At 53.3% G+C, this 13,776-nt stretch carries 12 protein-coding genes and 1 pseudogene; 4 read left to right on the top strand and 9 right to left on the bottom strand.

Annotation, left to right across the window (positions count from 1 at the left end; all coding sequences use genetic code 11):
- On the top strand, window positions 1-285 hold a 285-nt coding region (locus tag MKD50_RS29340), incomplete at its 5' end, for an IS4 family transposase (RefSeq protein WP_290369644.1).
- 205 nt (window positions 286-490) lie between these two features.
- On the opposite strand, the gene cysC is transcribed toward MKD50_RS29340, so the two are convergent.
- The 9 genes from cysC to nodB all read right to left on the bottom strand — a co-directional run bounded on the left by cysC (window position 491) and on the right by nodB (window position 9,475).
- Complete coding sequence (gene cysC, locus MKD50_RS29345; RefSeq protein ID WP_232348030.1) at window positions 491-1,087, bottom strand: adenylyl-sulfate kinase; 597 nt, start codon at window positions 1,085-1,087, stop codon at window positions 491-493.
- 161 nt (window positions 1,088-1,248) lie between these two features.
- The gene (nodU, locus tag MKD50_RS29350) at window positions 1,249-2,970 is read right to left on the bottom strand and encodes a nodulation protein NodU (protein ID WP_012354659.1); all 1,722 of its coding nucleotides are present in this window, start codon (window positions 2,968-2,970) and stop codon (window positions 1,249-1,251) included.
- A gap of 14 nt (window positions 2,971-2,984) precedes the next feature.
- On the bottom strand, window positions 2,985-3,608 hold the full coding sequence (gene nodS / locus MKD50_RS29355) for a nodulation methyltransferase NodS (RefSeq protein WP_012354660.1): 624 nt from the start codon (window positions 3,606-3,608) through the stop codon (window positions 2,985-2,987).
- Between the two features lie 90 nt (window positions 3,609-3,698).
- Entirely contained in the window at window positions 3,699-4,292 is a 594-nt protein-coding gene (locus MKD50_RS29360; RefSeq protein WP_012354661.1) for a NodA family N-acyltransferase, read from the bottom strand.
- 108 nt (window positions 4,293-4,400) lie between these two features.
- Entirely contained in the window at window positions 4,401-5,126 is a 726-nt protein-coding gene (locus MKD50_RS29365; RefSeq protein WP_081479546.1) for a sulfotransferase, read from the bottom strand.
- A gap of 103 nt (window positions 5,127-5,229) precedes the next feature.
- A complete protein-coding gene (locus MKD50_RS29370) occupies window positions 5,230-6,018 on the bottom strand; it encodes an ABC transporter permease (RefSeq protein WP_012354663.1) in 789 nt (262 codons plus the stop codon).
- Window positions 6,019-6,021: 3 nt separating this feature from the next.
- The gene (nodI, locus tag MKD50_RS29375) at window positions 6,022-6,936 is read right to left on the bottom strand and encodes a nodulation factor ABC transporter ATP-binding protein NodI (protein WP_012354664.1); all 915 of its coding nucleotides are present in this window, start codon (window positions 6,934-6,936) and stop codon (window positions 6,022-6,024) included.
- Window positions 6,937-6,999: 63 nt separating this feature from the next.
- Window positions 7,000-8,352: a chitooligosaccharide synthase NodC gene (gene nodC / locus MKD50_RS29380; protein ID WP_012354665.1), complete on the bottom strand. Its 1,353-nt coding sequence runs from the start codon at window positions 8,350-8,352 to the stop codon at window positions 7,000-7,002.
- A 412-nt stretch (window positions 8,353-8,764) separates the two neighbouring features.
- Window positions 8,765-9,475 (bottom strand): chitooligosaccharide deacetylase NodB, encoded by a 711-nt coding sequence (gene nodB, locus MKD50_RS29385; protein ID WP_012354666.1) that lies wholly within the window; start codon window positions 9,473-9,475, stop codon window positions 8,765-8,767.
- Between the two features lie 175 nt (window positions 9,476-9,650).
- Here nodB and MKD50_RS29390 point away from each other — a divergent pair, with 175 nt between their 5' ends.
- The 3 genes and pseudogenes from MKD50_RS29390 to MKD50_RS29400 form a co-directional block, all read left to right on the top strand.
- Complete coding sequence (locus MKD50_RS29390) at window positions 9,651-10,583, top strand: LysR family transcriptional regulator (protein ID WP_012354667.1); 933 nt, start codon at window positions 9,651-9,653, stop codon at window positions 10,581-10,583.
- 463 nt (window positions 10,584-11,046) lie between these two features.
- A complete protein-coding gene (nifA, locus tag MKD50_RS29395) occupies window positions 11,047-12,678 on the top strand; it encodes a nif-specific transcriptional activator NifA (RefSeq protein WP_012354669.1) in 1,632 nt (543 codons plus the stop codon).
- Window positions 12,679-12,764: 86 nt separating this feature from the next.
- Window positions 12,765-13,776 (top strand): annotated as a pseudogene (locus tag MKD50_RS29400) (IS3 family transposase); the annotation flags it as partial.

A 13,776-nucleotide genomic window follows, 5' to 3' on the forward strand; every position in this document is an offset into this window, starting at 1 on the left:
TGGCGCATCGCTCGGTTGATGCGACTGGGTCGAACTTGCCCGGACCTGGATGCAGGGCTGCTGTTCGAGCGCGATGAATGGCGCGCGGCATTCAATCTCGACAAGAAGAAGCCGCCGAAGACGTCACCGCGTCTGAATGAGGTCGTGCGCTTGGTCGCTATGCTCGGCTGCTTCCTGGCGCGCAAAGGCGACGGCGAACCCGGAGTCAAGACTATCTGGCAAGGCCTGCAGCGAGTGGTGGATTTCGCCGCCGGTCTTCGGTACGCCCGTGAACTTGACGACTGAGATGTGTGTAACCAAATGCGCTAAAGGTCGGCTTCTGTCGCCCACTGCCAAAACTTAATCACAGGTAGTCTTGGGTGGCGTATACGCAAAACTCCTTTTGGGGTGTGAGGTGCATTTGCGTCTTCGACGCGAGACACTTTTAACCCCCGAGGGGCTTGATATAGGGTCGGAATCACACTATCAAGTTCCAACCTTCTCAACATATTTAATGACGAGACACCCAGTCCAATACCATATTGGCCCCTTCATCGATAGACATTGTGCATGTGTCGATGAAGATATCGGGACTTGTTGGTCTTTCATATGGCGAATCAATGCCGGTGAAGTTTTGGATCGCCCCCCGTCTGGCAAGTCGATATAGTCCTTTAGTGTCGCGAGCCTCTGCTACGGCCAATGGTGCGTGAACGTAAACTTCAGCAAAGACATGTTTCCCCGCAATTAACCTAGCAAGCTCTCGGTCGGAATGGAAGGGTGAGATAAGGCATACAAGCACTACGATGCCGGCGTCGGCCATAAGTTTGGCAACTTCAGCCACGCGCCGAACATTTTCGCGTCGATCCTCCTTGTCAAAGCCAAGATCTTTGCAAAGGCCACGCCTGACTGAGTCGCCATCAAGAATATAAGTGAGCCGCCCGCACGCATGCAGGGCTGCCTCAAGCCGGTCGGCAATTGCCGATTTCCCTGCGCCGGAGAGGCCTGTGAACCAGAGGATGGACGGGGCCTGACCAAGCAGTTGCGCTCTCGATTCCGGACCGACTCCGAAGTCGTAGATGTAAAGGTGAGGAGTGCGAGCATCGCTCATCATATTTCGTATACGTGTGTGAAATTGGACTTTGCAAACAACACGGGCGCCCGGCTTGCAAACGCGTCCTGCGAAGTCCACGTGCAAATTGGGCGAAGCTAGTTGAACGTCTACCTCTGAAACGCGTAGCTACGTCGGGAGCGATGTCGCCAATATCGGGTCTATGCTCCTTTGGAACGCACTACTGCTTCGTCCACATTCAATGTTGTGCTGCTTCCTTCCGTCTTTCTCCAAAGAATACCCTCGAACCAAACTTGTTCCACGCGCCCCCATTCACAAGCGGAAGCAGCGTCGGGGAAAAATCCTCGGCCGTGGAAATTCGCGCTTGTGTTGCAGAGCAAAGGAATACCTGTTAGCTTCTCATATTCGACCAAAAGCTCTGCTACGGGATGTTTAGAACTTCTATGGATGGTTTGCAAACGAGCAGTACCGTCAAGATGCACGACCGCAGGGATCTTGTCACGCCATTCCTTACGCGTTAGATGGTCGAAAAGCATGTAGGGGTCCGGAGTACCAGGCTCAAAGATGGACATTGCCTTATCCTCAAGGCATATTGGCGCCACCGGACGAAAATGCTCTCGATGCTTGACATCGTTCAGAAGATGTTTCATTGCAGCCGAAGTTGGGGCTGCCAAAATGCTTCTTCCGCCCAAAGCCCGAGGGCCCAATTCGGCACGACCGGCAAGAAAAATGACTGGCTTGTTATCTGCAAGTATGCGGGCGAGTTCCGAAATCGTGCACGGAAACGCAGTCCATCCCGGAGGGACGACGCCAAGTTTTGCGGAAGGCCCGCTATACACGGACCATTCCAACGGTATGAATCCCTGGTCCGCAGCCATCGCACAGCAAGCCGCACCAATTGCCGAGCCGCTGTCGTTGGGGAACGGAGGGACCCATATTGCAGCGAATAAGCCACTTTCACGTAATGCGCTATTCCATTTGATGTTTAGCGCACATCCCCCAGCAATGCACAGGTTTTGCGGAACTTGTATTGAATGACGCTGCAGCGCCATTCCGATTTCATGAACGAGAAGGCGCTCGAGGAAGACGTGAAAGGAGGCAAGCACATCTTGGTGAAGCTTCCCTTCAAGTCGAGGCACGCTAGCTTCGAAAAAATCACGGACGGGTTTCAACGAGCCTTCAGGTGCCCTAATATTCGCACGATAGCTGCGCGCCAACTCGCTGTTACCAGCGAAGTGATCGTCGTAAAGGCTGTGAAATACAGATACGATACTTTCATCGACGGACCCGAGCCCAATATAAGCCATGAGCTTGCCTGCCACGCCGAGATCCCATTCTGCTCCGCCTAGTTTCTTATAGGGACCAAAGTAGTGACCCGCCGCCGCATAGATATGGCCAACGAGGGGGAAAAGGCAGTCAACGCGGCGTGCCCCATCACGCTGCACATGGTAGAGCCTTGGGACGATGCCGCCATCCCAAACCAGACAAAGGGCGGGTTGCTCCTTTTGTGCAAACGGGCTGGTGCAGTATGCGGCCGCTACGTGCCCTGACACATGAGGAAAACTCTTGTACGGAAATGAACCTTCGCCGACCACCAAACCGTCGCCGTCAAGGGAGGCAAGGAGGTGATTGGCGTCGCTCTCAGCATACGGTGCGCCCTTTAGACTCATCGGAACAGATCCACTACGGACGTGGAATCTAGACTCCACGTCTCCGTCCCAGCCATCAATGACGAACTGGTCGATATCCACAGCGTTCAGCCCATGTTCCGCCAAAATGAGAGCGATTTCCTCAAGGTTCTCGATTTCCTGATAGCGCTTATTGTTCTCTCGCTTCTCCTGCTCGATGCAAAAAATCAATTTCCCATCTTCTACCACGGCGATGGCCCCGTCGTGCGTTAGCTTGATCCCGCAGATCCGCATGCTATTTCCTCTTTCTAACTCGGTAAACGTGTGTGTTGTGATTCGTCCGGAGATTTGCGAAATCGTGCTAGCGAGCAACCCTCAGTGAGCAATTGTCCTTTGCATTCAACGTGCTCAACTTCAGTCAACTCTTCTCTGAGCATAGCAAGCACAGTTTCTGCACCAGCAATGTGGCCCCATCTCCGGCAACTGTCGTCATGTGACGATCCGAATACCAACTGTCCGGCCGGCGCAAGCATTCCTGCGAGATTTAGAATCGTAGAACGCATTTCTTCAAGGTTATCCAAATAATAGAGAACTTCAGCGACCACGATTAGATCGAACTTGTCATGTGTCGAGAACTCTTTGACGTCTGAAACGATCCACGTAGTGTTCGCTGGCTCCTTCAGTCGTTCGCGAGTACGAGCTATCGCTTGCGGAACAACATCTATGACTGTGAGCCGTTGGCAGTGGTCCAAAAGTTTCTCCGTGAATGTCCCCGCAGCACATCCCACTTCGAGCGCATTAGTGACTCGGCCCTGCGCGAGTGACAATCGAAGCATATGTCTGTGACGTTCCTGTTCGTAAGGATTAGTGTCGAGGCGCCAGGGGTCATCTGTACTTAGTTCACGACGCAGCAATTCTAGGTTTGAAAGCATGGGAAAATCTTTCGGTTCCTAATAGTGGACCATAACGTAGGCTTCCTTCTGCTCGAAGATCGCCTACCAATCAATCCAGTAGAACTGTCTTCATAGCTCGGGTCCGTTGCGTTCGATTGTTTCGCCGCTTGGCCATTCTTGCAACGAACTGTTAATTGGCATAACCACGACGAGGACATCCTCTACCCGAGTAGACGGCAAATCCAAGTGGACGTTCGAGAGAGTTGAGCGCACACGAATTCCTTCGATGATTGTTCCTAGTCCATGTCGGCACAATCGGGAAAAGTGAGTTTTCAACTCGTGCCTGACGGTCCCGAAAGCGAACGGTATGCGAAGCTCTTGAAGCACGGGGTACATTGCGCGGATGGAATGGCTAATTCCGAATCCTTCAAGGTCCGGCCGAACTCCGTATAGACCTAGTTCGGCCACAAGCACATCGGCTGAATTTACCTTGATGAATCGTCGAAGTGCACCCATGTGTGCCGCAATCCCTTGAGAATCGTAAGCTATGGCGCGGAGCTCAGGCCGTGCGCCTGCCCAACTTCGACCGCCACTAAACGGCTTCGCATTGAAAGGCCCTGTCGGACCGTAGGTCGCTTTGAAAAACTCAGCCAATTCCAAATGGTCGGAGAGTTCAAGATCATTTTCCCAGCGTAGTTTCCACTGAACTTTTGGCGACGACATAAAAGTAACCTATTGGAAGAGTAATAGGCCAACCACAGTCACCTGGCGACCAATTAATTAAGTTGAGGCACAAAACTACGCATTGCTCGTGCGATGGTTTGAGCCATTCTAGGCTTCGAAATAGCTTGTATGCGGCCCCCCGCTGAAATGGCGCTTTAGCTCCACGAAGTTGCATACCGTCTCTCGCAGAGGTCGCATTTCCTGACGCCGAAGGGCCGTGCGTACTGAGCATGCGTGCGGAGATGTTCCAAGGAAGAACCAAATTGCGTCGAGGCAGGGGGCTGGATCGCGCAGTAGATCCTCATAGTCGATAGTCATAATCCGATCTCGCTGAAAGGAATTCGCGACGAGAGTGTGGAAGTCGTCAGCGATCCTGAAGTAGGCTTCGCATTCATCGATGGTCAACGTTACGTTGGGTGGAACGGCCAAGGAGTGGCACGTACCGTACTGTAGCCATTGACCACTTGTCCTTGCCTGAACGAGGGATCGCAGCGACTCCAGAGAATTTCTGCGGACAAATATCGCGCGAAGATGTGGCCAACCGATCAAGGTTTCAAAGAATCCTGGCCGCTCGCGGAACTGCGGTTGGTTAATCTTGCAGCCAACGTGGGTGAGCGCCGTCTTTCCAGAGCGGGTAGGGTAATATTGATAAGCTAGCTCAAGAAGGTCCCTATCGCTACGTAGGAGTCGGCTATTATCTGGCCAGTTCATATCGTACGGATTGAGCAATTCTCCGTTGCTCGACACATTTGGATGCAAATTCAGCAATTCTTCCAGATAGTGCGTACCTGTTCTGGGCATCCCAAGGATTACGAATGGTGCGGCTGTTGGCATGATTTCGCTAAAGAGTTGCACAGATATACATCAAGTGGTTAGCGGCGGTAGAAGGATTTGACCTATATTCAAATTCATCCTGGTCAGAGTGTCGATGCGATCATCAAGACATCAGACGCCGGCGAACAAGGTTTGTCGATAGGAAGAAGGGCACTATTGCGTAAAGGCAAAGTACGGACACATGCAGACCGACGCTCGCCGACGGGCGTCCAAGCATCGCGGGGCGGATGAGTTCGACGGAATGGGAAAGTGGAAGGGCTCTCGAAACAAGATGAAGGGCCCCTGGCAACTGTTCTACTGGGAAAATGACACCACTCAGGAAAAGCATCGGTGTGAGGACAAGCGTTTGGTAGAACACAAAGTAATCGTAACTCGGCGCAATCGCGACGAGGACCATAGCAAGGCTTGCAAATGCGAAGCCAGTTAGAACAATGACCGGTATTAGTAAAAAAATATTCGAGAGATCGGCATAGCCCAATGTTGCGGCAACCCCAGCCACCGCGGTGCCTGCCAATAGGGCTTTGCTGGCCGCCCACGTCATTTCACCGAGTACGACGTCGCCAACCGTAAGCTTTGTGCACAGGACTGCTTCCCACATGCGCTGCGTGTGCATCCGAGAGAAGGCCGCATAGATTGTCTCGACCGTTGCGGAAGTCATTGCACTCGCAGCAACCATACCGGCTGTCAGAAACGAAATATATGCAGATCCTTCAACGTGATCTATCAGTACCCCAACTCCGAAGCCAAGGCCGAACAGATACATCATTGGATCTGCAAGATTGCCAATTAGGGAAACGAGAGCAGCCTTCCGCCATGCTAAGAAATTACGGCGCCATACCGTACGCCAGTTCCAAGCGTTCGCGGGCAAAGTCATCATGAGTACGTCACGCATTATTTATTCCCTGATCTCACGTCCGGTTAGCCGCAGGAATACGTCCTCCAAATTTGCGGGGCGTTGTAGGACGCGCAGGCCAGAAAGCTCGCGTAAAGGTACCCGAATCTGTTCCAAATCGGAGGCGTAGCAGAACAGCGTCTCGCCGCTTACCTCGGTGCGGGGACCGTAGGGTGCTAGTAATGAACGCAGCTCGTGTGGTTTGCCGCCATATACTTCTAGCACTTCGGTACCGATTTGTTTCTGGACCAGACCCTGCGGAGTTCCCTCAACGAGCTTGCATCCGTCCTCTATTACGCAAAGCTGGTCGCACAACCGCTCCGCCTCTTCCATGAAGTGAGTAGTGAGAAGAATAGTCTTGCCCTTCGTTAGCAGCGAGCGTAATCGCTCCCAAATCAGGTGGCGCGCATGAGGATCCAAGCCGGTTGTGGGTTCGTCCATTACCAGAAGTTGGGGATCATTGATCAGGGCGCGCGCGATAGTCAATGCCCTTTTCATGCCGCCTGACAGTTCCGTGACGCGAGCATGGGATTTTGTTTCAAGATGCGCGAACTCAAGCAGAGATGGAATCGCCGCCTCGATCTCGGCTGTGGTCATGCCAAAGTAGCGTCCAAAGACAATCAGGTTCTCGCGTACCGTAAATCCTGGTTCCAGATTGTCGAATTGCGGAACTACGCCGATGCGAGCGCGAGCTCGGCGTGCTCGTATTGGTACGGGCTCTCCCAAGACTGTGATCGTGCCGCCGTCAGGCATTGCCATTCCCAGAACCATTCGAGCAATCGTGCTTTTACCAGCGCCGTTAGGGCCCAACAAGCCAAAGCATTCGCCAGTTTTCACACAAAAGGATAGATCATTGACGACAGGCTTGCCGCCATATGACTTTCTAACGCCGGAGAACTCGATCGCTGCGGTGGACATGAAGCTCGGGAATAAAAGTGTGTTGTTGTCTACTGAAGGAAGCTCGAACAAGTAATATCTATCCTACTCGGTATAATATTCATTTCCCGATGTCACGCACGTAGAGGGCAAACATTTATTACCAGTAATTTCAGAACGAGAAGTTGAATGCGTTTCGCCAGCTGTATATTTTTCCGGAGATTCCGATGATGGATAGACGGACTTATCGTGCGAACTGTTTAATGCCTCGCCTCGCGACAGCCAATCGCTATTTCCGAGCGTGCACAATGCGTAGGCCTTCACCGGAAGTAGAAGGAACAGGTTGATCAGGGTATGCGCCGAGAATCCAAAAAATCTCAGCTGTCGAGCGCGAATAGCCGCTACGGTGGACCGAACGAACGTCATTGAGGCAATTGTTATGCACGCCGGCCAAGGAATTGTTGCCGTCATCACAAACTGTGCAAGTCCACTGATGACTGAGATCGCTAGCAATAGCGAACCAACGTTCTGCGCAAGGGTGTCCAGCGTAAGAAAGCCATTGAGGTGGGGCAACAGACGTAGCGAGAGGAGCGTGTCACGGTATGTGCTGCGTGCCCACCGGAGCTGTTGTCGAAGATACGGTATGAGCTTATCTGGCACAACAGTAGCCGCGATAGCGTTAGGAACATACTCTGTTCGATAGCCTGCAGTCAGCATGAGAATCGTCAAATGGCGATCTTCACCAAAATCACTTTGCTTGCCCCGGAAGAACTGGGTTTCGTATTTGTCAAGAAGACGAAGAAGCGCGGAGCGACGGTATATCGCACAAGGACCGCAGCAGCACATAACGGCGCCAAATCTTCCCTGAGCCGCTCGCTCCTCGTTACATGCGAGCCAGTACTCCATGTCGATCAATCGAGTCAACCACGACTGCTTTCGATTACTGGCTGTCAACTGTCCCATGGCGGCACCAATCGATCTGTCCCGCATCTTGAGTACAAGGTTTTTTACGACATCATGGGCCAGCGTCGTATCTGAGTCGACGTTAAGTATGAGCTCTCCATACGAGGAACGTATTGCGGCGATCTGTGCTTTACGTTTACCCACGTTCTTGGGAAGAAGAATAAAGTTAAACCTCGGATCTTCCTCATAGTCCCGGTAGACCGCGCCCAACGCATCACGGTTACTTGAGCCGTCATCAATTACATAAACGTTCAATACTCCGGCATACTCCTGCTTTGCGATTGAAGTAAGGCAAGCTCTGAGCGTGGCCGGGTTTTCGTTGAAGCAGGGCACAATAACGTCGACGTCCGGCCGCCATTCCGGATCAACGACCTTGGTTGACGCAGGAGTACACCGTGTTGGTCGACTATGCAGAACCTGTGCGCTCTTATAAATGGTGGATAGGAGTGCGTACAATAAAACAGAAGTCGTGTTGATTGCGGCCGGAATATTCATCTTTGTCGTTTTGTCAGGGGGGCGTTAAGAAATTTTCAGATTACAAGACTACGCTGATCCGCAAAGAGAATCAGATGAAAATCCGAGGCGAGTTATGAGCGCCATTTAAGCTCAGATCGACGCGGTTCGGTTGGAAGCACGCGACGTCTGATGTATAAATTTCGGAACTGAGGCGCGGCGAGTACAATATGAGGTAAGAGAGCCGGCTGCTTGATTTGATGTTAGCGTTAGGAGCAATGCCTACCAATGGGGAAAGGCGGGGACTTGGTTCAGTACTATCTGTTTCTTGTGTCAGTAATTCCTGATGTACTCACGTCCGACGAGATGAACTTTTGATAAATGTTCCCTAGAAGACGACCCAGGGGTAGTGGAGAACACATTCGTCTCGGGGTCTATGTGGGATAACAGGTTCTTAGGCAGTCCGTACTGGATTGATCTGTCCGCGTAGTTTGGGCAGTGAGCTGATCACAAAGTTACGTTCCTTCAACGCCGAAATTAGCCGAGGAAGCGCCCTCACGGTTTGCTCTCGTGATGCTGTGTACGGGCGTGATGCCAATTCGTTCGGTGGACTGCCATCATGCAATAGCACGATTGCCCCCGGCTCTACGGTCGCCAAGACCGTATCGACAATCAGATCAACTCCCGGGCGGGCCCAATCTTGAGGGTCTACCGACCAGTGAAGCGGTGTAAGACCTGCATTCATTCCTTCGACGCATACTTCAGGAGTCCATATTCCATACGGTGCACGCAAGAAACGCACAGCTAGGCCAGGGGAGGCCTTGGTGATGATTACATTCGTATCGAGTATTTCGCGTCGCAACACATCGCGGTTGCATTGGGACAGATCGAGATGCGTCATCGTGTGGTTGGCAACTTCGTGTCCATCGGAGATCATTCGCCGAATTAGCTCCGGATGTTCCGCTGCGTATGCTCCGAGGACGAAGAACGTGCCGGGGACATGAAATTGGCGCAATATGTCCAAGATCTTCGGTGTCCATGTCGGATTCGGCCCGTCATCGAATGTAAGAAAAACCTTACGTGGTTTGACTTTGGCATCACGTTCTCGAATTTTCCTCGGCCAAGACAAACGTTCCGATGGTTCGCTGTGCACCTTTTCAGCCATGATTCGTTACGTTACCTTTGTGGTTTGCACGCTATGCCTTCGGTCTCAAAGTGCGCCGTCCGCAATGGGACACGGAGATCTGCTAATCGTTAGTCGCCACAACTTTGCGTCAGCGGCGCAAATTTGTACAATCGATTGTTTCGATATCAATCATCGATGATGTGGATGGCTCCATATGCGCTTCAAAGGCCTTGACCTGAACCTTCTCGTCGCACTTGACGCACTCATGACGCACCGGAATCTGACAGCCGCGGCGCATAGCATCAACCTAAGTCAGCCCGCTATGAGCGCAGCTGTCGCGAGGCTGCGAGACTATTTCAGTGACAGTCTTTTTGTTATGCGTGGGCGGGAGTTCGTTCCGACTGCTCGTGCGATGGAACTTGCCGGTCCCGTCCGTGAAGCACTATCGCACGTCCAGCTCTCGATCATTTCGCGTGACGTATTCCTGCCATCTAAGTCGAAACGACGTTTCAGAATTTGTCTTTCGGACTTCATGACACTTGTCTACTTTAAGAAGGTCATGAAGCGCGTCGCATGCGAGGCGCCTTCCGTTAGCTTCGAGCTATTCTTTCCTGACGATGAACCTGGCGAATTGCTCAGACGAGGCGATGTTGATTTCCTGATACTACCGGAGTTGTTGTTGAGTGATACACATCCCAAGGCGCGTCTTTTTGAAGAGAAGCTTGTGTGCGTAGGTTGTCCGACAAATAAGCAGCTGTCCCGAAGACTCGCTTTGGAAAAGTACATCTCGATGGGGCATGTGACTGTAAGGTTCGGACGTTCACGCCGGCCCTCGATAGAGGAGTTTTTTCTCCTTGAGCTGGGATTCAAGAGACGGGAAGAGATTGTTGTACCAACCTTTGACCTGATCCCACCGATGCTGTCCCGTACCGATCGCATCGCAACACTGCCACTACGACTAGCTCAGTATTTTGGCGAAGTGGTTCCTTTGAGGATTGTCGATGTACCGCTGCCACTTTCCTCGTTTACGGAGGCTATCCAATGGCCTGCGTTACATACCGGCGATCCAGCAAGCATTTGGATGCGCCAGGTGCTATTGGAAGAGGCAAAAAGTTTGGCTAGTGTTGACGCGAAGAAGTCTGACTGATAATCGATGTCCGGGCAGTCACAAGAGGTGCCAATTGTATTCAATCTCGTAGGTATTGAGATCCCTTCAATCCAGCAGGGCACAAGTTTCAGAACTACGATGCACCGGCAGATGAGGCTCTACCCATACTTCGCGCGCTTTCTACCCCTGTTGGTGTGCAACCCCTCATATGAGGCGTTAAGCATAAGACGACCTCGATGGTCGGAGCGACGTCAACGCAGGATTGTGTTAAAGGCGCCGTTTTTTCAGTTAGTATCCTATGCGCGCACAGAGAGGCGTTGTTGTCCTCCGTGTCCCTCCGACATCGCCACTGCGATATTGTCCGTTTGTTGACATTGTAGATGTCCGCCCACTTGGCGGCATCGTTCGAACTTGCCATAGCGCGCAGCAAACTAATGTGTCGTTGTGACCTAGTCGTGTTTGCTGACGGCGTTTGACGAGCCATCCCGGGGAGTTTAAATCCATGCCGCATTTCTATGCTAACGATTTCGATTTGGTGTACGAGGTAGTGCAGACACTAGTTTCGTCGCGGGATGCTGAGCAGACGTTGGACAGATCCTTACGGCATCTTTCGTCTGCGCTAGGATGGCGCTCCGCCTTCATAGCCGTCGCGGAGCCGGGTGGATATCTAGCTGGTTTTTGTTCCACGGGACTTTCGGAGGGCTGGCGCGAGCGCGTACGCTTTCTTCCCGATGAGGGAGTCGTGGGCCGCATTCATTCAAGTGATTCGCCTATCATTGTCCCTGAGATTCACGACGAACATTTTCTCGCGGACCGCTTCGGAACTGCTAATGAATTGGACGGTGATCATATCGCTCTCCTGGGAACTCCTATCCGGCATGAGGGCCGTCCGCTCGGGGTGCTGGTCGCATTTTGTGAGAATCGAGACGGAACGCGCGCCTTTGCTAACGATCTTCAACTTATGAAAGTTGTTGCAGCGCCGATGGGGCAAGCGCTGCTGCTTAATCGCGAGGCGATGAACAAGGGCGGTTACAGGGAACAGGTATGTAGACGTCCACAGAAGGAGCATCATCCTTTGCGCAATATAGAGAACGCGGTAGGCCATTCCCCATCGATGCAGAGGGTGTTTGCGCAAGTCCATCAAGTCGCCCCGGCGAGGGCGACAGTACTCTTGCGCGGTGAAAGCGGAACGGGAAAGGAATTGATCGCACGCGCAATCTATAGCTTGTCTCGGCGTAATGATCAGCCATTCGTTTCGGTGAACTGCGCGGCGCTTTCAGAGACTCTCCTGGAGAGCGAACTGTTTGGCCATGAGAAGGGAGCGTTCACGGGGGCGCAATCGCAACGGAAAGGTAGATTCGAACTAGCGCACGGCGGCACACTATTTCTCGATGAAATTGGCGATATCTCACCGTCCTTCCAAGCGAAGCTGTTGCGGGTTCTGCAAGAAAGGGAGTTTGAGCGCGTAGGAGGGGCCACGCCTGTAAGGGTTGATGTGAGGCTAATCGTTGCGACAAATCGCAACCTCGAACGGATGGTCAAAGAGGGTGAATTCCGAGCAGATTTGTATTATCGCATTAATGTGGTAAGCATTCGTCTGCCACCCCTACGTGAGCGCCGCGAGGACATCCCGGCTTTGGCGCAATACTTTTTAGATCGATTCAACCGTGACAACGGCAGGTCGCTGCGCTTCACAGAAGGAGCATTGAGCGTGCTTTCGGGTTGCTACTGGGCCGGTAACGTACGTGAGTTGGAGAACTGCGTTGAGAGGACCGCGACGATGGCACTCCACGATTCCATTGATCGGCTCTCATTCCTGTGTGAGATGGATAAGTGTCTAACCCAAGGATTGCATGACATCGAGCGCGAAGACGCCGTACGTCCGGGCCGATCGGCAAACGCTGCAGCGAGCGAGGAGATCACTCCTACAGTCTCCGTAGATGCAGGTCACGAGAGCGCCAGATTTGCCCTGCCCAGCAGGAACGATAGACCTCAAGGCGAGAGAGAGCGACTCATTTGGGCCATGGAGCGCTGTGGCTGGGTGCAGGCAAAAGCGGCGCGGCTCTTGGGTATTACGCCACGGCAGATTGGCTACGCGCTGCGTAAGAACGGGATCGAGCTTCGCCGTTTCTGATGGCAGAATATCGCTGCCTGCGGTGGTCTAATGTCCTTGGACAGGTCGATAGGAGGATAATCCGTAATCGACGAGTGAAAAGATAGATGACAAGAAGGCGCCGACAATTTGACGCCAGCTTCAAGCTGGAAGTAGTACGGATGGTACGAGACCAAGGCCTATCGGTGAGCGAAGTTTGCCGGTCGATGGAGCTTGGTGAGTCGGCCGTTCGGTGCTGGATCGCGCAGTATGATGCGGAGTGCGCTGGTGGACCTGGGGTGGGAAAGCCGCTGACGGCAGAACAGCAGCGCATCCGGCAATTGGAGGCGGAGAATCGGCAACTGCGCGAGGACAATGCTCTGCTAAAAAAAGCGTCGGCCTTCTTTGCACGGGAACTAAAGTGAGCTACCGCCTGGTAGCCCATTTGCAACAGGAGGCCGTATCGGTCAGTGATGCCTGCCGGGTATTGCAGGTGAGCCGCTCCGGCTACTATGCGCACCGCCGCGCCAAGCCGAGCACGAAGGCTCTGCAGGAGCAGACCCACGTCAAAGCGGCGTTCGCTGCCAGCGGCGCGAGCTACGGCAGCCGGCGTGTCATGCATGCGCTGAGGGCACAAGGGCTGCGCCTTGGCCGGTACCGGATTCGTACGCTGATGCGCGAGGCAGAGCTGCGCACGAACTGGAAGCGTAAGTTCGTGTCGACGACCAACAGCAAGCACGCTCTGCCAGTGGCCGAGAACGTGCTGGATCGTCAATTTGACGTGGCTGAGCCGAAGCGGGCCTGGGTGTCGGACATCACCTATGTCCGCACGGCCCAGGGCTGGCTGTATTTGGCTGTCGTGCTGGACTTGTACTCGCGCAAGGTCGTGGGCTGGGCGATGGCGCCGACCATGCCGACGGACCTGGTCATGTCGGCGCTGACCATGGCGCTGCAGCAGCGTCGGCCAGGACCAGGACTGGTGCTGCACTCGGACAGAGGCAGTCAGTACGCGAGCGCAGAGTATCAGGCTTTGCTGAGACGGCATCAGATCGTTTGCAGCATGAGTCGAAAAGGCAATTGTTGGGATAACGCGGTGATGGAGCGGTTCTTCCTGAACCTGAAGATGGAGCGCGTGTGGCG

This window comes from Cupriavidus mimosae, from assembly GCF_023952485.1.
In the GTDB taxonomy this organism is placed as follows: Bacteria; Pseudomonadota; Gammaproteobacteria; order Burkholderiales; family Burkholderiaceae; genus Cupriavidus; species Cupriavidus taiwanensis_C.